Source organism: Streptomyces sp. NPDC017202 (assembly GCF_044331705.1).
In the GTDB taxonomy this organism is placed as follows: Bacteria; Actinomycetota; Actinomycetes; order Streptomycetales; family Streptomycetaceae; genus Streptomyces.
In genome coordinates this window covers 540,194-559,824 of the sequence record NZ_JBIRNP010000002.1, presented here as the reverse complement: position 1 = coordinate 559,824, position 19,631 = coordinate 540,194, and the positions used below count along the sequence as shown (strand labels likewise).

Here is a 19,631-nt window from a genome sequence, read left to right as displayed (position 1 = left end):
CACTCTTTCGAGTGACTCTCGGGTGTGGCCTATACCTGATCAAGGCCCACTTCCGGGCGGAAAAGACGCGAACCGTTCCTCTTCGCCACCCATTGGGAGGTAGGAAAGGGTCCGGCGCATCGGCACCGGGAGTCACGGTGGCATCGGATGGCATCGGGCGGCATCAGGCGTCGCGCGACGGGATCGGTCGGACAGTAGGGAGTGCCGGGTGGGTCAGCAGCCGGAGAAACAGCCCGAGGGTCCGTCCCAGGACGGGCCGGGCGGGGGCGCGGCGCGGCTGCGGCCGGGCGATCTGACCGGGCGGGCCTTTCCGCTCGGGGACTGGGGCGAGCCGGCCGAGCGGCTCGACGAGCTGTACCGGTGGGTCGAGCGGGGCGCGCTGGACACGGCCGCCTGGTACCTGGCCGACCGGGTGTGGAAGCGGCGGGTGGCACGGGTCCTGCGGGGCGGGGCCGCGGCGGGGGCGGTGACGGGGGCGGCGCTGCCGCTGCTCGATGTCGCCGGGGCGACGGGCGGGGTGGCGCCCTGGGGGTACCTGGCGCTGCTGGCGGCGGCGGCGTGCCTGGCCGTCGACCGGTTCTTCGGGATGACGGCCGGGTGGATGAGGGACATGGCCACGGCGCAGGCGGTGCAGCGGAGGCTGCAGGTGCTGCAGTTCGAGTGGGCGGCGGAGAGCGTGCGGGAGGTGCTGGGGCCCGCGGAGGGGACGGCCGGCGAGGCCGCCGAGCGGTGCCTGGGGGTGCTGCGGCGGTTCTCGGAGGACGTGACCGAGCTGGTGCGGGTGGAGACGGTGGACTGGATGGTGTCGTTCCGTACGGGGGCGGCGCCGATGGGGTTGCAGGGGGTGGGTGTCTCCGAGGGCGGGGGGCGGGGTGGCGGTGTGGTTCACGGACGGATTCCGTTGCCGCCCGGGGGCGCGGGGCGGCCCCACATGCCCCGGCAGCGGCCGCCCGAGCCGCGGTGACCTGCCGGTGCCCGGGCCGACGGTGGCCTGCCGGTGCCCGGGCCGGCGGTGGCCGGGCCGGCGGTGGCCGGGCCGGCGGTTTCCTCGTCCCCGCCGCCCCTCCCCGACCCGATCCCGGGGGCCGCGCCCCCGGACCCCGCGTTCGGCCCGACCGGCCTCGTCCTCGATCGCCGGACGGGCCGGCGTGCCTTGAGCGTCCCGGCTGCGTCAGCTCCGGCTGTACGTCAGCTTTTCGCCGGTCGTGGGGTTGAGGCGTTCCAGCCGGCCGTTCGACAGGAGCGTCACCTCCGTGGCCGCGCCCGGGGAGCAGGAGGAGAGGGGCTCGCCCGCGGTGACCTTCGAGGGGCCCAGGGCCAGGGGCGCCCCCGCGGCCGGGGCCTGGCTCAGGGCGGCCGCGAACTCGCAGTGGTAGGCGTCGCCGTCGGCCACCAGGCGCAGGACCGTGTCGCCCGCCTCGCCCTGGGTGAGGGTCAGGCGGCGGGTGTCGGCGCCGTTGACGGTGGTGGTCCAGGTGCCCAGGTAGGCCTCGGGGATCCGGCCCTCCTCCGGCGAGGGGGACGGGGAGGAGGAGGGCGACGGGGACGGGGGCCGGGTCCCGGAGTCCGTCGGCGTCGCGGGGGCCGACGTCGTCGGGGCCGGGAGTGCGCCGGAGGTGCCGTCGTCGCCGTTCATGACCGCGTACACCGTGCCGCCGGCGGCCAGCGCGACCACCGCGGCGACCACCCCGAGCAGCACCGTGGAGCGGCCGCCGCGGCGGGGCGGGTCCTGGAGGTCGTCGGGGTGGTCGGGGTGGCCGCCGCGGGGGGTGCCGTACGCCGGCGCGTCGGCCGCGTAGGGGTTGTGCGGGACCGGCACCGGCATCGGCATCGGCGCCTGCGCTGGTGGCGGCATCGGTTGCCGGGGCGGGGCCGGGTACTGCTGGGGGTGGCCGTACGCCGGGTGGGGCGCGGCCAGGGTGGGGACGTGGTCGGGCGGGGCCGCGAGGGTGCCGCGGGGGCCGGGCTGGTGCGGGGCGGCCTCCGTGAAGGCTCCTTGGGGGTCCTCCGTCTCCAGGAGCCGTACGGCGTGCCGGCCCAGCTGGGCGACGAGGGCGCCCGGTAGCCACGGGTCGCGGGAGCGGCCGTCGGCGACGGTGTCCTCGGCGCCGGTGCGTTCCAGGATCCACTCCAGCGTGGGCCGGGTCGCCGGGTCCTTGCGCAGGCAGGCGCGGACCAGGTCGGCGATGCCCTCGGGCACGCGCGTGAGGTCGGGCTCCTCCTCGGCTATGCGGAACAGCAGCGCGTGGACGCCTTGCTGGTCGGCGGAGCCGAAGGGGAGCTCGCCGGTGGCGGCGTAGGCGAGGACGGAGCCCAGGCAGAAGACGTCGCACGCGGGCGTGATCCGGTCGCCGCGCACCTGCTCGGGGGCCATGAAGCCGGGCGAGCCGATCAGCGCGCCGGTCTGGGTGAGGCCGCCGCCGAACTGGGTCAGGGCGCCGTCGCCGGTCACGGTCTCCAGGGCCCGCGCGACACCGAAGTCGATGACGCGGGGGCCCTCGATGGTGACCATCACGTTGGACGGCTTGAGATCGCGGTGGACGATGCCGGCCGCGTGGATGTTGGTGAGGGCGTGCGCGAGGCCGGCTGCGAGGATGCGCACCGACCGCTCGGGCAGCGGGCCGTGGTCGTGGTCCACCACCTGCTGGAGGCTGGGCCCGGCGACGTAGCCGGTGGCGACCCAGGGCACGGCGGCCTCGGTGTCGGCGTCGAGGACGGGTGCGGTCCAGAACCCGCCGACGCGCTGGGCGTTGCGCACCTCCTGGCGGAACCGCGCCCGGAACTCCTCGCGCTCGGCCAGTTCCGGCCGGACCAGCTTCACCGCGACGGTCCGCCCGCGGTCCGAACGGGCCAGGAAGACCTGCCCCATACCGCCCGACCCCAGCCGCCCGAGCAGCCGGTAGCCGCCGATCCGCTGCGGATCCCCCGGTCCCAGCTTCTCCATGACAGCTCCGCCCTTCCCCCACAGATGTGATCCCGCCGAGAGTAGACCGGCCGTTCGGGGAGTCGAGCGGTGCGGTGTCTACGGTTCCATAACAGGCGCTTCGGACCGGGACTTCTCGGCAGGGGCCGCGGCCGGGCTCACGGCGGGCCCGTGGCCGGGCCGGCGGCCGGGCCCGTGGCCGGGCTCATGACGGGCCGGCGGCCGGCCTCATGACGTGGCTTCACCGCGGGCCCCCGACGGGGCTCACGACGAGGCTCACGACGGGCCGCCGGACGGGCTTGCGGGTGAGCCTCAGGACAGGGCCTCCGGGCCGGGCGGCTCCAGTTCCTCCAGCACCCGGGCCAGCCGTTCCAGCACACGGACGGCCTCGGCCAGCTCCGCCTCGCCGTACGCCTCGGCCAGCCGGTCGGCGAAGGCCGCGTGGCCGGGGTCGACGCGGGCGACCGCGGCGCGACCGCGCGCGGTGGGCGCCAGCAGTTTCGCGCGCCGGTGCGCCGGGTTGGGCCGGTACTCCGCGAGCCCCCGGCCGACCAGCAGGTCGGACACGCGCTGCACGCTCTGCCGCGTGATGCCCATGGCACGGGCGACGCCGGACACCGGGAGGGGTTCGGCGAGGACCGCGCCGAGCACCTGCCACCAGGCGGCGGTGAGGCCGGCGGGCCGGGCCAGCTCCTCCGCGACACCGAGGAACCGGCCGTTGAGCCTGAAGACGCCGAGCGCGCTCCGGCTGAGCAGGTCCTGCCGCTCCCGGCTCACCGCGCCCCGGCCTTCTGCAGGACGGCGTAGGCCTCCGGGTCGGAGTCGTGGAACAGCCGGTACCAGGCGTCCAGCACCTCGCCGTCGTACACGCCGAGGAGGCGGAGGACTTCGCGGGCGAAGGCGACGGGCTCGGTGGGCCCGGCGGTGACCAGGTTTCCGTCGGTGACGGCGTCGGCGTCGACGTAGTGGCCGCCGCCCGCGTACCCGGTGGCGGCGAGGTAGAAGGAGACGGCGCTGGTGTGGGCGCGGTCGTCGAGCAGGCCGGCGCGGGCGAGTCCGGCGGTGGCGCCGCAGATCGCGGCGACGGGGGTGCCCGCGGCCAGGAACTCCCCCGCCGCACGGGCGAAGGGCGCGAGGTCGTCGGAGGTGTCCCACAGGTCGGCGCCCGGCAGGATCAGCAGCGCGCCGTCCTCGGGGCGTACGTCCGCCAGCGCGAGGTCGGGCCCGATCCGGAGTCCGCCGAGGCTGGTCACGGGGCGCGTCGAGGGGCCGACCGTGCGGATCTCGTACCCGCCCCGGGCGAGGTGGGCGGTCGCGTGGCCGGTCTCCCAGTCGGCGAGGGTGTCGTAGACGGCGAGGTACACGGGCTTGCGGGTGGCGGGGCTGGCGCTCATGGCTTCTCCTCGGCCGGTGGAGCTCTGTGACAGCACACTGTCTCTCTGACAGCATGCTGTCAATACCGGTGCGTCGTGGTGGTCCGGTCCGGCCGTCCATGCCCGACAACCTGTCGCGGAATCCCCTCGTCCACGGAACAGGACGCCGATACCGCTTCCGCATCGCGGACATTTACGCTCACCCGCATGACCCCTCAGACCGACCCCCAGGCCGGCGCCGCCGTGAAGGCCGCGGACCGTGCGCACGTCTTCCACTCCTGGTCCGCGCAGGAACTCATCGACCCGCTCGCCGTGGCCGGCGCCGAGGGGTCGTACTTCTGGGACTACGACGGCAAGCGCTACCTCGACCTCACCAGCGGGCTCGTCTACACGAACATCGGCTACCAGCACCCCAAGGTCGTCGCCGCGATCCAGGAGCAGGCCGCGCACCTGACCACGTTCGCGCCCGCCTTCGCCGTCGAGGCCCGCTCGGAGGCGGCCCGGCTGATCGCCGAGCGCACCCCCGGCGACCTCGACAAGATCTTCTTCACCAACGGCGGCGCCGACGCCGTGGAGCACGCGGTGCGCATGGCGCGCCTGCACACCGGGCGGCCCAAGGTGCTGTCGGCGTACCGCTCCTACCACGGCGGCACCCAGCAGGCCGTGAACCTCACCGGCGACCCGCGCCGCTGGGCCTCCGACTCGGCCGCGGCCGGGGTCGTGCACTTCTGGGCGCCGTTCCTGTACCGCTCCCGCTTCTACGCGGAGACGGAGGAGCAGGAGTGCGCGCGGGCGCTGGAGCACCTGGAGACGACGATCGCCTTCGAGGGGCCCGCGACGATCGCCGCGATCGTCCTGGAAACCATCCCCGGCACCGCCGGGATCATGGTGCCGCCGCCCGGCTACCTGGCCGGTGTCCGCGAGCTGTGCGACACGTACGGGATCGTCTTCGTCCTGGACGAGGTCATGGCCGGGTTCGGGCGCACCGGTGAGTGGTTCGCGGCCGACCTGTCGGGGGTCGTGCCCGACCTGATGACCTTCGCCAAGGGCGTGAACAGCGGCTACGTGCCGCTGGGCGGGGTCGCCGTCTCGGGCGCGATCGCGGAGACCTTCGGGAAGCGGCCGTACCCCGGTGGCCTCACCTACTCCGGGCACCCGCTGGCCTGCGCCGCCGCCGTCGCCACGATCAACGTGATGGCGGAGGAGGGCGTCGTGGAGAACGCGAGGGACCTCGGCGCCTCCGTCGTCGGGCCGGGGCTGCGGGAGCTGGCCGAACGCCACCCGAGCGTCGGCGAGGTGCGCGGTGTCGGCATGTTCTGGGCGCTGGAGCTGGTGAAGGACCGCGAGACGCGCGAGCCGCTGGTGCCGTACAACGCCACCGGTGAGGCGAACGCGCCGATGGCCGCGTTCGGGGCCGCCGCGAAGAAGGCCGGGGTGTGGCCCTTCGTCAACATGAACCGCACCCACTTCGTGCCGCCGTGCAACGCCGGCGAGGCGGAGCTGAAGGAGGGGCTCGCGGCGCTGGACACGGCGCTGTCGGTGGCCGACGAGTACACCGCGTAGCCCTCGGGCGGAGCGGCCGGCCCCCGGTCGCACCGGGCGCCGGCCGGGCGCACGGACGGCTGCCGACTGCCGAATGCCGGGGCACCGGACGGCGGTCGAGCGCGTCGGACGGCCGTCGGACGCACCCGGCCGGGCGCGGGTGTGCGGGCAGGCCGCGGACAAGCTCCTGAATTCGTCGAACGCGTAAGGTGGCGTGCTCGTACATACCGACGAGCACGCCGTCGGCCGATGGCGCTCACGCCGTCGACCGGCGTACGCGACGAGGACGAGGGAGACGCCCCGACCATGCCCGGCAGCAGCGGCAAGGGCGCCGTGACCCGCAGCACCCTGCGGCAGCAGATCGCCGACGCCCTGCGCGACGAGGTGCTGGCGGGACGGCTCCAGCCGGGCCAGGAGTTCACGGTGAAGGAGATCGCCGACCAGTACGGCGTCTCCGCGACGCCCGTCCGCGAGGCACTGGTCGATCTCTCGGCGCAGGGGCTGCTGGACGCCGACCAGCACCGGGGCTTCCGGGTGCACGAGTACACCGTGGCCGACTTCCGGAGCATGATCGAGGCGCGCAGCCTGGTCGTCGAGGGCATGTTCCTCGCCCTGGACGAGGGCAGGCAGCCCTTCGAGGGCCCGGACGACCCGCGGATCGCGGCGGCCGTCGCGGGGGTGCGCCGGCGCGGCGAGGAGGCGCAGCGGGCCGCGGCGGCCGGCGACCTCACCGTGCTCATCGGCTACGACCTGCGGTTCTGGCGCGAGCTGAGCGCCCTGTTCGGCAACCCCTACCTCGCCGACTTCCTGAACCGGCTGCGCCTGCAGACCTGGGTGTGCCTGGTGCAGCACCTGCGCCGGCTGACCGAACTGCGGGGCAACCTGTGGTCCGGCCACACCGAACTGGTCGACGCCCTCCACCGCCGCGACACCGCCACGGCCCGCACGATCATCGACGCGTACCACACGCACTCCCTCGCGCTGATCGAGCGGCTGGCGGCCGGATGAGCGGGACGGACACCGCCGAGGAGTCCCACGGCGTCCCCGAGTCCCGAGAAGCACCCGAGTCCCGCGGTGTCCCCGAGCCCGGCCGGGCCCCCGAGCCCCACGAGGTCCCCGAGCCCCACGAGCCCCACGAGGTCCCCGCGTCCCGCCGGCCGCCCGCCCTCTCCGTCGTGATCCCCGCCTACAACGAGGAACACCGGCTGGGCCCCACCCTCGACGCGCTCACCCGGCAGCTCACCGCCGCCGGGGACCGGTGGGGCGGCTGGGAGATCGTGGTCGTCGACGACGGCTCCACCGACGCCACCCGCGAGATCGTCACCCGGCGCCGCGACCCCCGGCTGCGGCTGGTCAGCAGCCCCCGCAACCGCGGCAAGGGCCACGCCCTGCGGCTCGGCGTGGGCGCCAGCCGGGGGCGCCGGGTGCTGATCACCGACGCCGATCTCGCCGTTCCCGTGGGCGAGCTGGAGCGGCTCGACGAGGCGCTCGCCGAGGGCGGCGCGGCGGCGGTCGGCTCCCGTGCCGTGCCCGGGGCGACGCTCGGCGAGCGCCGGCACCCGGTGCGCGAACTGCTCGGCGGCGCGGGCAACCTGATCGTCCGCGGGACGGCCGTGCGCGGGATACGCGACACCCAGTGCGGGTTCAAGCTGTTCGACGGCGAGAAGGTCCGCGCCGCGTTCGCGGCGTCCCGGCTGGACGGCTGGGCCATCGACGTGGAGGTGCTGCGCCACTTCCAGCGGGCGGGCTGGCCGGTCGCCGAGGTCCCCGTGCACTGGTCGCACCGGCCCGGCTCCAAGATCCGCCCGCTGGACTACCCGCGCTTCCTGCGCGACCTGGCCCGCCTGCGCCTGCCGGCCGCGCGGGCCGCCGACGCCGTCGCCGCCGCCCTGTTCCTCGCCCTGGCCGTCGCGCTCTACGCCGGCCGCTTCTTCGACCCGGCGCACCGCTACCTCACCGACTCCCTCCAGGACCAGAACCAGTGGGAGTGGTTCTTCGCGGTGACCGCCGACAACGTCGCGCACCTGCGGAACCCGCTGTTCAGCGACCTCCAGGGGGTCCCCGACGGCGTGAACCTGATGGCGAACACCGCCATGCCCGGCCTGTCGGTCCCGCTCACCCCGGTCACGCTGCTGTGGGGTCCGGCCGTCGCCCTCAGCCTGGCCATGACGCTGGGTCTCGCGGCCACCGCGGCGGCCTGGTACCGGCTGATCCTGCGCCGGCTCGTGGCGCGGCGCGGGGCGGCCTTCACCGGGGCCGCGCTGGCCGCCTTCGCGCCGCCGATGGTCAGCCACGCCAACGCCCACCCCAACTTCGTCGTCCTGTTCATGATCCCGGCGATCATCGAGCGGACCCTGCGGCTGTGCGCGGGCACCCGGGTCACCCGCGACGCGGTGATCCTCGGCCTGATGGCGGCCTACCAGGTGTTCCTCGGCGAGGAGGCCCTGCTGCTGGCCGCGCTCGGCATGCTCCTGTTCGCCGCCGCCCACGCGGCCGTGCGCCCCCGCGCGGCCCGCGCCGCCGTACGTCCCCTGCTGCGCGGCCTGGCGATCGGCGCGGCGGTCTGCCTGACCCTGGTCGTCTACCCGCTGGCCTGGCAGTTCTCCGGACCGCAGAGCTACACCCACCTCGACCACGGGCCCGGCGCCGCCAACCCGGTGCGCGCCCTGTTCGCCTTCGCCGAGCGGTCCCTCCTCGCCGGCGACGCCGAACGGGCGGACGCCCTCTCCCTCAACCGGACCGAACAGAACGCCTTCTACGGCTGGCCCCTGCTCCTCCTCGCCCTCGCGGTCACCGTCGGCCTGTGGCGGCGGCCCGCCGTCAGGGCGCTGGCGTTCACCGCGGCCGCCGCGGCCCTCCTCTCCCTGGGCCCGCGCGTCCGCGTCCCGGCGACCGGTGTCGAGATCCCCGGCCCCTGGGCGCCGCTGGCGCACCTGCCGCTGCTGGAGTCGGTCATCGTCGGCCGCGTCGCGCTGATCTGCGCGCCCGTCCTCGGCATGCTGCTCGCCCTCGCCGTCGACCGGTCGGCGAGCGTCCGCTCCCCGGTCCCGCGGTACGCCGTCCCGCTGGTCGTCTGTCTGGCCCTGCTCCCCCTGGTCCCGGCGCCGCTGCGGTCCGAGCCGCGCGCCGGGGCGCCCGCCTTCTTCACCGACGGCGTCTGGAAGGGGTACGTCGGCCCCGGCGAGTCCCTCGTGCCGGTACCGCTGCCCGACCCCACCGCCGCCGAGGCCCTGCACTGGCAGACCGCCGCCGGCCTCGGCTTCCGGATGCCGGGCGGCTACTTCAACCGGCCCTACGGCGACGGCGACCGCAGCGGTGTCTACGGCGTGCCGCTGAACTGGACGGCGGGCCTGCTGAAGGACGTGCGGGAGACGGGCGTCGCCCAGGTGATCGACGACCGGGCGCGGGAGCAGGCCCGGCGGGACCTCGCGTACTGGCGGGCGGGCGCGCTGGTGCTCGCGCCGCAGCCGCACGACGGGCCGCTGCGGGCCACCGTGGACAAGCTCGTGGGCCGGCCCGGTAGGTGGGTGGCCGGAGTGTGGGTATGGGACCTGCACGGAGGGGGCTGACGCAGGACGCACCGACTACCCTTCCCAGTCCGGGCAGCAATGACCGCGCGACACCCTGAGTGAGGAGCTCTCTTTGGCCTGTGACCTGTGGCTGGTGCCGCTCGTCGACGTGTTGTGCCACACCCCCGACAACCCCTTCGCCGAGGAACTCGCGCAGTACAACAAGGTGCTCGCCGAGTCGGGACTCCCCCCGGTGCCGGTGTACCAGTACATGCCGGGCCTGTCCGGCGACGTCGCGCCCGTGGCCGGCTTCGACTACGACGCCCTGCACTTCCTGCGGCGCGCCTACCTGCTCCAGGTGTGCGGACTGCCGGTGACCCCGGTCGACGCCCTGGGCGGCGACTACGAGCAGCTCCTGGAGATGTTCGAGTCGACGGCCCAGCAGTCCCACCTGGTGTGGCACTACGACCACGCCGGCGCCTACGTCCCGGTGGACTTCCCGCAGCCCCTGTCCAACGAGGAGCTGCTCGCCGGCGGGGGCCCGCTCGGCTCCTCGCAGTCACTGCTGCGGGAACTCGAGTACGTCGCCCCCTCGATCGGCATCGACCCCGCCAACCCGCCGGCCGCGCCGCAGCCCCCGGCCTCCCCGACGGAGCTGGAGGAACCGGCCGTCGCGCCGCCGTACGACCCGAGCCCGTTCGCCCGCGAACGGCACGTGTGGCTCGGGCTGCACGCGGCGGCCACCAGGAGCCTGGCGCAGGGGTCGATGATCGTGTTCAGCTGAACCGGACCCGGCGTGTTCGGCCGGGCCGGCCGCGGCGCGCCGTCAGCGCCCGCACCCCCGTCCGCCCCGTCTCCCCCCCCCCGGCGGGATCGACACCGCCGGGGGCGCACAAGCGTCGGCGGGCGCGGCACCGCCGGACGCGCCGACGGCCGCCCCCGCGCGAGCGGAAGGCGGCCGTCGGTGCGGTCCCCGGCGGTTCCCGGGTGCCTCAGGCGGTTTCCCGGGTGCCTCAGATGAACGAGTTGATCTCGATCGTCTCGTCCCGGCCCGGGCCCACGCCGATCGCGGAGATCGGGGCGCCGGACATCTCCTCCAGCGCCTTGACGTAGTTCTGGGCGTTCTTCGGCAGGTCCTCGAAGGTCTTGGCCTTCGTGATGTCCTCGGACCAGCCCGGCAGGGTCTCGTAGATCGGCTTCGCGTGGTGGAAGTCGCTCTGCGAGTACGGGAGTTCCTCGACGCGCTTGCCGTCGATCTCGTACGCCACGCAGACCGGGATCTGCTCCCAGCCGGTCAGGACGTCGAGCTTGGTGAGGAAGAAGTCGGTCAGGCCGTTCACGCGGGTCGCGTAGCGGGCGATGACCGCGTCGAACCAGCCGCAGCGACGGTCGCGGCCGGTGGTGACGCCCCGCTCGCCGCCGATGCGGCGCAGCGCCGCGCCGTCCTCGTCGAACAGCTCCGTCGGGAACGGACCGGCGCCGACCCGGGTCGTGTACGCCTTGAGGATGCCGATGACCCGGCTGATCTTCGTCGGGCCCACGCCGGCACCGGTGCAGGCGCCGCCCGCGGTCGGGTTCGACGAGGTGACGAAGGGGTACGTGCCGTGGTCGATGTCCAGGAGCGTGCCCTGGCCGCCCTCGAACAGGACCACCTTGTCGTCCTCGAGGGCCTGGTTGAGCACCAGGACCGTGTCGGCGACGTACGGGCGCAGCTTCTCCGCGTAGCCCAGCAGCTCCTCGACGACCTGCTCGACCGCGATGGCGCGGCGGTTGTAGAGCTTGGTCAGCAGCTGGTTCTTGACGTCGAGCGCCGCCTCGACCTTCTGCTCCAGGATCGACTCGTCGTACAGGTCCTGTACGCGGATGCCGACCCGGTTGATCTTGTCGGCGTAGGTCGGGCCGATGCCCCGTCCCGTGGTGCCGATCTTCCGCTTTCCGAGGAAGCGTTCCGTCACCTTGTCGACAGTCACGTTGTAGGGCGTGATGATGTGCGCGTTGCCGCTGATGAGCAGCTTCGACGTGTCGACGCCTCGCTCGTTCAGACCGCTCAGCTCGGAGAGCAGGACCGACGGATCGACGACGACTCCGTTTCCGATGACGGGCGTACATCCGGGCGACAGGATTCCGGAAGGGAGGAGGTGCAATGCGTACTTCTGGTCGCCCACGACGACCGTGTGGCCGGCGTTGTTGCCGCCCTGGTAACGCACTACATAGTCCACCGAGCCGCCGAGCAGGTCGGTGGCCTTTCCCTTGCCCTCGTCACCCCACTGAGCACCGAGCAGCACAAGTGCGGGCACGCGCGTACACCCCTTCCGGGTGGGGCATGTCCAGGGTCAGGGGCGTACGCGGAGGCTCTCACCACCGCGTGCACCACGACCGTCGTCGGTCGCGGCACCGCGACCGTCATCGGCCGCCACGCGACCGTCTTCGGTCGCACACCGTCGGACCCGGATGCCCCGGAATAGACGAAGCCCCTGGCGCAATAGCGCAAGGGGCTCTTGCACAAAGATGCTACCCGAGGAAGCGAGGCAGGACCGAGGTGGCGACTTTCGCGACGCCGGAGCAGCTGCTGGTGATCATCGATCCGGTCGCCCGGAGGACGGACGGAGAGTCCGTGCGGATCGCGAAAGACGTGCTCAGCGCGGGTGCGGCGACGAAAGTGTGCCTCCCGGAGGACGCGGAGGAATTTGCCCGCGTCCTCGCGCGCCGCGGCTCGCGGCGGCCGGTGGTGATCGGGGACGACCGCGCGCTGATGCGGGTGGTGGCCCTGCTGCACCGGCGGCGGGAACTGGCCGGATGCGCGTTGTCGATGGTGCCCGTGGGCGGCTCCCTGAGCGTCGCGCACGCCCTGGGGGTGCCCCTGGGCACGGTCGCGGCGGCGCGGGCCGTCCTGGACGGGGCCGAGCGGCGTCTGGACCTGCTCGTCGACGACAGCGACGGGGTCGTCCTGGGCACGCTGCGGATACCGCCGCTGTCCGGCCGGGACGCGCAGCCGGACGCGGCCGGCGTACGGCCGTGGCTGCGGACGACCTGCCGGTCCCTGGTGCGCACGCTGGTGCCGTCCCGGCCGGACCCGGCCCCGCCGGTGCCCGGACCCGCCCGGCTGCGGGTCGAGGTCGACGGGGTGACGCTGGTCGACCTGGACCAGCCGGTCGAGGCGGTGTCGGTGACCCCGGACGCCTCCGGCACGGCGGCGGTGGAGGTCCGGCCGGTGTCGGTGGGCGCGGAGGCGTCCCCGCTGGAGGCCCGCGGCCGCACCGTCACGGTGTCCGGGGCCGACTTCCGCTACCGGGCCGACGCGACGGTGGCGGGACCCGTACGGCGGCGGACGTGGGTGGTCCGCGAGGGCGCGCTGGGGCTGGTGCTGCCGGGGCGGTGAGCGGGACCGGGCGGGGATGGTCCCGGGCGGGGCGCCGGACGAGGGAGTGCCGAACTAGGGAGTGCCGGACAAGGGAGTGCCGGACAAGGGAGTGCCGGACAAGGGAGTGCCGGGCGGGGGCGCCGGGCGGGGGCGCCGGAGGAGGGCTTCGGCTAGTGCTTGCCGAAGACCTGTTCGCGGTGGGTCCGCCAGCGCTCCATCATGGCCGCGATCTCGCCCTCGACGAACTCGAAGAAGGCGAGCGTCTCGGCCATCCGGCGGCCTGCGGGGGTGTCGGCGCCGAGGCCGGCGACGCCGTCGCGCAGGGCGCCCTCCCAGCGTTTGAGGACGGCCTCGCGGTTGGTGAGGGCCTCGTACCACTGGTCGCTGTGCACCCGGTAGCGCTCCCGGCGCGAACCGGGCTCGCGCTCGCGCGCCACCATGTGCTGCTGCGACAGGTACCGGACGGCGCCGGACACCGCCGCGGGGCTGACCCGCAACTGTTCGCCCAGTTCGGCCGAGGTGAGGGCGCCGGAGTCGGAGGCCAGGAGGGCGGCGAAGACCCGCGCGGCCATGCGCTGCATGCCCGCCTCGACGAGCTGCGCGGCGAAGGACTCGACGAACCTCGACACGGCCTCCGCGTCCCGCCCGCCCTCGGCGCCGGCCCCCGCACCCGCTGCTTCGCTCATGGCCATATCCTATCGACCGTTTTCACACTTCCTTATCTTCAAAAATTTATGAAGCAAGCGTACGTTCTGACGCATGACGAAGGCCATCACGGTGTCCGGACTGCACAAGTCCTTCGGCCGCACCCACGCGCTCGACGGTCTCGACCTGGAGGTCGGGACGGGCGAGGTGCACGGCTTCCTCGGCCCCAACGGCTCCGGCAAGTCCACCGCCATCCGCGTCCTGCTCGGTCTGCTGCGCGCCGACTCCGGCACCGCGCGGGTCCTCGGCCGCGACCCCTGGCGGGACGCGGTGGAGGTGCACCGTCGCATCGCGTACGTCCCCGGCGACGTGGCCCTGTGGCGGAACCTGTCCGGCGGCGAGGTCATCGACCTCCTCGGCCGGCTGCGTGACGGGGGCCGCGCGAAGCGCGTCGGGCAGGGTGGCGGTGGGCGACGGGCGGGCGGCCTGGACGCGCGGCGCCGCGCGGAACTGGTGGAACGCTTCGAGCTGGACCCCACCAAGAAGGGCCGCACCTACTCCAAGGGCAACCGGCAGAAGGTCGCCCTGGTCGCCGCGTTCGCCTCGGACGTCGACCTGCTCGTCCTCGACGAGCCGACCTCGGGCCTCGACCCGCTGATGGAGGAGGTCTTCCGGCGGTGCGTGGCCGAGGAGCGCGAGCGGGGCCGTACGGTCCTGCTGTCCTCGCACCTCCTCGGCGAGGTCGAGGAACTCTGCGACCGGGTCAGCATCATCCGTCAGGGCCGCACGGTCGAGACCGGCTCGCTGGCCGACCTGCGCCACCTCACCCGCACCAGCGTCACCGCCGAACTCGCCGGTGAGCCCGACGGGCTGGCACGGCTGCCCGGCGTCCACGACCTCGACGTCCGGGGCCGCCGGGTGCGGCTCCAGGTCGACGCCGACGGGCTGGACGCCGTACTGCGGTCGCTGAGCGCGACGGGCGTGCGGTCGCTGACGTCGACGCCGCCGACGCTGGAGGAGCTGTTCCTGCGCCACTACCAGGCCGGCACCGCCGAGACGGCGAACCGATGAGAGCCCTCGCGCACCGGCTGTCGGGCACCGGAACGCTGCTGCGGTTCGCGCTGCGCCGCGACCGGGTGATGATCCCCCTCTGGGTGGGCGTCAACGCCCTGATGGTCCTCTCCATGCCGAACACCCTGGGGAGCCTGTACGGCACCGCCGCCGAACGCGCCTCCCTCAGGGACCAGATGGCGGCCAACGCCTCGCTGCGCGCCCTCGTCGGCCCGGTCTTCGGCGACTCGCTGGGCGCCCTCACCGCCTGGCGGGTCGGCGTCTACGCCGGTGCCCTCGCGGCCGTGACCAGCATCCTGATCGTCGTACGGCACACCCGGGACGAGGAGGAGAGCGGCCGCCAGGAGCTGATCGCCTCCGGCGCGGTGGGGCGGCGCGCCTCGCTGACGTCGGCGCTGCTGGCGGCGGGGGTCGCCGACGCGGTCCTGGCCCTGCTGGTGACCGTCGGGCTGGCGGGGCACGGGGTGGCCGGGGCGGTGGCCCTCGGGCTGGGGCTCGCGGCCGTGGGGATGCTCTTCGCGACCATGGCCGCGATCGCCGCGCAGCTCACCGAGAGCGCGCGGCTGGCCCGGGGGCTGGCCTCGGGGGTGCTGGGCGCCGCGTTCGTGCTGCGCGCGGCGGGCGACTCGGCGACGGACGACGGCTCCTCCGTGCTGACCTGGCTCTCCCCGCTCGGCTGGCTGGAGAACCTGCGGCCCTTCGCCGGCGAACGCTGGTGGGTGCCGGCGCTGTTCGCGGCGGCGATCGCCGCGCAGGGCGTGACGGCGTACGTGCTGGCGGGCCGCCGGGACCTCGGCATGAGCTTCCTGCCCACCCGGCCGGGACGGGCCGACGGCCGGCTGCGCACGGCGGGGGCGCTGGCCTGGCGGCTGCAGCGCGGCAGCGTCCTCGGCTGGAGCACCGGCTTCCTCCTCGCCGGGGTCGTCTACGGCGGGCTGGCGGAGAGCGCGGCCGACCTCGTCGGCGACAACGAGCGGGCCCGCGAGATCTTCGAGCGGATGGGCGGCCGGGTGGCGCTCACGGACGCCTTCCTCGCCGCGATGACCGGCATGCTGGGCCTCGTCGCGGCCCTGTACGTCGTCGCCTCGGTCCTGCGGCTGCACGGCGAGGAGACCTCCGGCCGGGCGGAACCGGTCCTCGCGAACGCGGTCGGCCGGCTGCGCTGGGCCGCCGGCCATCTGGCGGTCGCCTTCGGCGGCGCCGCCCTGATCATGCTGCTGGCGGGCCTCGGCCTCGCCGTCGGCCACGGCAGGGACGCGGGCCCGATCCTGGCCGGCTGCCTGGTCCAGCTCCCGGCGGTGTGGACCGTCGGCGGCGTCGCCGTCCTCCTGTACGGCCTCGCCCCACGGCTGGCCCCGGCCGCGTGGGGGGTGGCCGGCGCGGTCCTGGTCGTCGGCTGGATCGGCCCCGCGCTGGACGTCCCGCAGGCGGTGCTGGACCTCTCCCCCTTCGGCCACCTGCCCAAGCTGCCGGGAGGCGGCATGGAGTGGGGCCCGGTACTGACGCTCACCGCACTGGCGGCAGCCCTGGTCGCGGCCGGCGCCGCGGGACTGCGCCGACGGGACCTGACCATGTGACGGGGGGCGGGGCGGGGGCCGGACTCGGAGCCGGGGTTCTGACTCCGGGGCTGGGCCGGACTCGGGCTCCGGGACAGGGCCGGGCTCGGACCGGTCCGGGCCGGACCTCAGAGCGGGGACCGGGCTCGGCCGGGGCTCGGGCCGGGCTCGGCTCGGGCTCCGGAGCGAGGGCCGGGACCGGCTCGGGCTCCGGGACAGGGCCGCGCTCGGACCGGGCTCGGACCGGGCTCCAGAGCGGGGACCGGGACCGGCTCGGCTCGGGCCCCAGGACGGGGACCTGGGCCGGGACCGGGGGTCCGGTGGTTCAGGCGATCTCCACGTCGAGTCCTTCCAGGCCCCTGATCACGAAGTTCGGTGTGCGGGCGGGCTCCGCCGCGAGGCGCAGGGTGGGGGCCTTCGCCAGGAGGGCCCGCATCGAGGCGGCCAGCTCCATGCGGGCGAGGGGGGCGCCGATGCAGTAGTGGATGCCCGCGCTGAAGGAGATGTGCGGGTTCTCCGCGCGGGTCAGGTCCAGGCGGTCCGGGTCGGTGAAGACCGCGGGGTCGTGGTTGGCGGAGCCGAACAGCATGGCGATCTCCGCGCCCCGCGGGATCACCGTGCCGTCGATCTCGATCTCGTCGAGGACCCAGCGCTCGAAGAGCTGGAGCGGGGTGTCGTAGCGCATCAGCTCCTCCACGGCGGAGGGGACCAGCGCGTGGTCGGCGCGCAGGGCCGCCAGCTGGCCGGGGTTGCGGAACAGCGCCCACCAGCCGTTGACGGTGGCGTTGACCGTCGCCTCGTGGCCCGCGTTCAGCAGGAGCACGGCCGTCGAGATCATCTCCTGCTCGGTGAGCCGGTCGCCCTCGTCGTGGGCGGCGACCATCCCGGAGATCAGGTCGTCGCCGGGCTCCTCGCGGCGGGCCGCGATCAGCTCCCGCAGGTAGGCGGAGAACTCCTCCGACGCCCGCACCGCCCGGCGGGCCGTCTCCGGCGACGGGCTCAGCTCGTACATCCCGCAGATGTCCGCCGACCACGGCCGGAGCGGGGCCCGCTCCGACGCCGGGATCCCCAGCATCTCGGCGATCACCGCCACCGGCAGCGGTTCCGCGACGTCCGTCAGCAGGTCGCCGCCGCCGGCCGCCACCAGCTTGTCGACCAGCTCACCGGCCAGCCGCTCGACGTACGGCTTGAGCCGCTCGACCGTGCGCGGCGTGAACGCCTTCGACACCAGCCGCCGGATCCGGGTGTGGTCCGGCGGTTCCAGATCCAGCATCCCGTGGTCGTTGAGCGTGTGGAACGGCTCGTGCTCCGCCGGGGGCGCCGTCCGCCCGAAGTCCTCGTGCGTGAAACGGTGCCGGTAGGTCCGCCCGAGCCGCCGGTCCCGCAGCAGCGCCGAGACGTCCGCGTGGTGCGGCACCAGCCACTGGTCGGTGCGCTCGTACCGGATCACCCGGCCCCGCGCCCGCAACTCGGCGTACGCCGGGTACGGGTCGGCCACGAACGCCGGGTCCCAGGGATCGAAGCGAAGGTCGTCGACTGCTGCCATGACCGGACGCTAGCCCGTCGACCCCGCCGCTGACCAGGGGTGTCTCATCCCGGTCTGACCAGCCGCGCCTCGTAGGCGAACACCGCCGCCTGGGTACGGTCCCGCAGGCCCAGCTTCACCAGGATCCTGCTGACGTGCGTCTTGATCGTGGACTCCGCCACCACCAGCCGCCCGGCCATCTCCGCGTTGGACAGGCCCTGCGCGATGAGGACCAGGACCTCCGTCTCCCGCTCGGTCAGGTCGCCGTAGGACGCCTGGGCGGCGCGGGGCAGCCGGGGGCCGTCGGACAGCCGGGAGAACTCGGTGATCAGACGCCGGGTGACGGACGGGGCGAGGAGCGCCTCCCCGGCGGCCACGATCCGCACCCCGTCGGCGAGTTGGCGGGCCGAGGCGTCCTTCAGCAGGAAGCCGGAGGCTCCGGCGCGCAACGCCTGGTAGACGTACTCGTCGAGGTCGAAGGTGGTGAGGACCAGCACCTTCGCCGTGCCGTCCGCGGCCACGATCTCCCGCGTCGCCTCGATGCCGTTCAGCTCGGGCATCCGGATGTCCATCAGGACGACGTCGGGCGCCAGTTCACGGACGCGGTCCACCGCCTCGCGGCCGTTCACCGCCTCGCCGACGACCTCGATGTCCGGCATCGCGTTCAGCAGGACGGAGAAGCCCTCGCGGACCATCATCTGGTCGTCCGCGATCAGTACCCGGATGGTCATGCCGCACCGTCGTCCGCCGTGGCCATCGGCACCGGGAGGAACACCGTCACCTCGTAACCGCCGTCCTGCGTCGGGTCCGCCGTCATCTCGCCGTTCAGCATGGTCACCCGCTCCCGCATGCCCGTGATGCCGTGCCCGGCTCCCGGCGAGGGCTTCACCAGGGCGGGGTCGGTCGGCGGGCCGTTGACGACGCGCAGACCCAGCCCGCCGAGCACGTAGCCGATCTCCACGCGGGCGCTCGCGCCGGGCGCGTGCCGCAGGGTGTTGCTCAGCGCCTCCTGCACGATCCGGTACGCCGACAGCTCCACGCCCTGCGGCAGTTCCCGCACCGCGCCGGTCACCGCCTTCTCGACCGGCAGGCCGGCCTCCCGCACGTTGGCCAGCAGCCCGTCCAGCTCCGCGAGCGTGGGCTGCGGGGCGTCCGGCGCCTCGTAGTCCTCGGCGCGCACCACGCCCAGGACCCGGCGCAGCTCGGTCAGGGCCGCGACCGCGTTCTCCCGGATCGTCGCGAACGCCTTCTCCAGCTCCGGCGGCGGGTTCTCCACCCGGTAGGGGGCGGCCTCCGCCTGGATGGCGACGACCGACATGTGGTGGGCGACCACGTCGTGCAGCTCGCGGGCGATGGTGGTGCGCTCCTCCAGCAGTGTGCGCCGCGAACGCTCGTGCGCGGTCACCGTCTGCTGGGCCGTGACCTCCTCCTCGGCCTGCCGGCGGATGTGCCAGACGGTGACGGCGAGCAGGACGAGCGCCGAGACGACCAGCATCGGCCCGACGTTGGTGTAGTAGTGGCTCCCGCCGAACACCGCCTCGGCGACGAGGCCGTAGACGACGGTCAGCAGCCACATCCAGGCCGCCGTGCGCGGCCGGGTGCGTATCGCCACGACCGTCAGCACGAGGAGGTGGGAGATGAACGTGCCCGGCAGCCACGGCCAGTCGCTCCACGCCGAGCCGAAGGCGGCGACGAGCGTGGTGGACACCAGCGACAGCCAGAACGCCCCCACCGGGCGGACCAGGGTCAGCAGCACCGGTGCCAGCGCCAGCAGCCCGCACACCAGGCCCACCAGGCCGCTGTCCTCGGCGAAGGAGGCCAGGAAGGCGAACGCGCCGCCCGCTCCGACCAGCGCGTGCCGGGACCAGGTCGCGTACACCCGCTTGCGGCCGGTCAGCCGGCGGGTGAAGCGGCCGTCCGGCTCGCGGTGGGGCAGCGGACGGTAGGCGAAGGCATCCTCGAACAGGTCCTCCCGCAACCCCCGCACGGCGCCCAGGGCCACCCGGAGCTCCGGGCTGCGCGGCCGGCGGGCCGCGTGCGGGTCGTCCGGCGGCGTCGTCCACGGCCGGGTCGTCTGGGTCGTCTGGGTCATCTCGGTCACATCAGAACCGTAGGTGCGGGCGGGG

Annotated in this window: 16 protein-coding genes; 8 read left to right on the top strand and 8 right to left on the bottom strand. The window is 74.4% G+C overall.

Features of this window, described 5'->3' with window-relative positions; translation table 11 throughout:
- Nucleotides 1–208 precede the first annotated feature (208 nt).
- A complete protein-coding gene (locus ACH4N1_RS06790) occupies nt 209–964 on the top strand; it encodes an SLATT domain-containing protein (protein ID WP_398095001.1) in 756 nt (251 codons plus the stop codon).
- A 207-nt stretch (nt 965–1,171) separates the two neighbouring features.
- On the opposite strand, the gene ACH4N1_RS06785 is transcribed toward ACH4N1_RS06790, so the two are convergent.
- The 3 genes from ACH4N1_RS06785 to ACH4N1_RS06775 all read right to left on the bottom strand — a co-directional run bounded on the left by ACH4N1_RS06785 (nt 1,172) and on the right by ACH4N1_RS06775 (nt 4,317).
- Nucleotides 1,172–2,944 (bottom strand): serine/threonine-protein kinase, encoded by a 1,773-nt coding sequence (locus ACH4N1_RS06785; RefSeq protein ID WP_398094999.1) that lies wholly within the window; start codon nt 2,942–2,944, stop codon nt 1,172–1,174.
- A gap of 291 nt (nt 2,945–3,235) precedes the next feature.
- Nucleotides 3,236–3,700 (bottom strand): MarR family winged helix-turn-helix transcriptional regulator, encoded by a 465-nt coding sequence (locus ACH4N1_RS06780; protein ID WP_398094997.1) that lies wholly within the window; start codon nt 3,698–3,700, stop codon nt 3,236–3,238.
- Nucleotides 3,697–4,317, bottom strand: a complete 621-nt coding sequence (locus ACH4N1_RS06775; RefSeq protein ID WP_398094995.1) for a type 1 glutamine amidotransferase family protein — start codon at nt 4,315–4,317, stop codon at nt 3,697–3,699. Before ACH4N1_RS06775 ends, ACH4N1_RS06780 begins: the two co-directional genes overlap by 4 nt.
- Before the next feature lie 186 nt (nt 4,318–4,503).
- On the opposite strand from ACH4N1_RS06775, the gene ACH4N1_RS06770 reads away from it, so the two are divergent.
- The 4 genes from ACH4N1_RS06770 to ACH4N1_RS06755 all read left to right on the top strand — a co-directional run bounded on the left by ACH4N1_RS06770 (nt 4,504) and on the right by ACH4N1_RS06755 (nt 10,131).
- Nucleotides 4,504–5,859: an aspartate aminotransferase family protein gene (locus ACH4N1_RS06770; protein ID WP_398094993.1), complete on the top strand. Its 1,356-nt coding sequence runs from the start codon at nt 4,504–4,506 to the stop codon at nt 5,857–5,859.
- A gap of 285 nt (nt 5,860–6,144) precedes the next feature.
- Entirely contained in the window at nt 6,145–6,846 is a 702-nt protein-coding gene (locus ACH4N1_RS06765; protein ID WP_398095268.1) for a GntR family transcriptional regulator, read from the top strand.
- The gene (locus ACH4N1_RS06760) at nt 6,843–9,407 is read left to right on the top strand and encodes a glycosyltransferase (RefSeq protein WP_398094991.1); all 2,565 of its coding nucleotides are present in this window, start codon (nt 6,843–6,845) and stop codon (nt 9,405–9,407) included. Before ACH4N1_RS06765 ends, ACH4N1_RS06760 begins: the two co-directional genes overlap by 4 nt.
- Before the next feature lie 73 nt (nt 9,408–9,480).
- Nucleotides 9,481–10,131 carry a hypothetical protein gene (locus ACH4N1_RS06755; protein WP_398094989.1) on the top strand — a complete coding sequence of 217 codons (651 nt, stop codon included), beginning with the start codon at nt 9,481–9,483 and terminating at the stop codon, nt 10,129–10,131.
- Nucleotides 10,132–10,360: 229 nt separating this feature from the next.
- On the opposite strand, the gene ACH4N1_RS06750 is transcribed toward ACH4N1_RS06755, so the two are convergent.
- Nucleotides 10,361–11,644, bottom strand: a complete 1,284-nt coding sequence (locus ACH4N1_RS06750; protein WP_366059034.1) for an adenylosuccinate synthase — start codon at nt 11,642–11,644, stop codon at nt 10,361–10,363.
- A 242-nt stretch (nt 11,645–11,886) separates the two neighbouring features.
- Here ACH4N1_RS06750 and ACH4N1_RS06745 point away from each other — a divergent pair, with 242 nt between their 5' ends.
- On the top strand, nt 11,887–12,726 hold the full coding sequence (locus tag ACH4N1_RS06745; protein ID WP_398094986.1) for a diacylglycerol kinase family protein: 840 nt from the start codon (nt 11,887–11,889) through the stop codon (nt 12,724–12,726).
- 152 nt (nt 12,727–12,878) lie between these two features.
- Here the strand turns inward: ACH4N1_RS06745 and ACH4N1_RS06740 are convergent, their stop codons facing one another.
- Nucleotides 12,879–13,394 (bottom strand): GbsR/MarR family transcriptional regulator, encoded by a 516-nt coding sequence (locus tag ACH4N1_RS06740; protein ID WP_398094984.1) that lies wholly within the window; start codon nt 13,392–13,394, stop codon nt 12,879–12,881.
- Between the two features lie 73 nt (nt 13,395–13,467).
- On the opposite strand from ACH4N1_RS06740, the gene ACH4N1_RS06735 reads away from it, so the two are divergent.
- Nucleotides 13,468–14,424, top strand: a complete 957-nt coding sequence (locus ACH4N1_RS06735; protein ID WP_398094983.1) for an ATP-binding cassette domain-containing protein — start codon at nt 13,468–13,470, stop codon at nt 14,422–14,424.
- On the top strand, nt 14,421–16,001 hold the full coding sequence (locus tag ACH4N1_RS06730; protein WP_398094981.1) for an ABC transporter permease: 1,581 nt from the start codon (nt 14,421–14,423) through the stop codon (nt 15,999–16,001). Before ACH4N1_RS06735 ends, ACH4N1_RS06730 begins: the two co-directional genes overlap by 4 nt.
- A 304-nt stretch (nt 16,002–16,305) precedes the next feature.
- Here ACH4N1_RS06730 and ACH4N1_RS06725 read toward each other — a convergent pair whose 3' ends face one another.
- From ACH4N1_RS06725 to ACH4N1_RS06715, 3 genes are read right to left on the bottom strand one after another with little or no spacing between them, the layout of a single operon-like run.
- Nucleotides 16,306–17,526 (bottom strand): cytochrome P450, encoded by a 1,221-nt coding sequence (locus tag ACH4N1_RS06725; RefSeq protein ID WP_398094979.1) that lies wholly within the window; start codon nt 17,524–17,526, stop codon nt 16,306–16,308.
- Between the two features lie 44 nt (nt 17,527–17,570).
- The gene (locus ACH4N1_RS06720) at nt 17,571–18,236 is read right to left on the bottom strand and encodes a response regulator transcription factor (protein WP_366059040.1); all 666 of its coding nucleotides are present in this window, start codon (nt 18,234–18,236) and stop codon (nt 17,571–17,573) included.
- Nucleotides 18,233–19,597 (bottom strand): sensor histidine kinase, encoded by a 1,365-nt coding sequence (locus ACH4N1_RS06715; protein WP_398095267.1) that lies wholly within the window; start codon nt 19,595–19,597, stop codon nt 18,233–18,235. The genes ACH4N1_RS06720 and ACH4N1_RS06715 overlap by 4 nt, the downstream gene beginning before the upstream one ends.
- Nucleotides 19,598–19,631 lie beyond the last annotated feature (34 nt).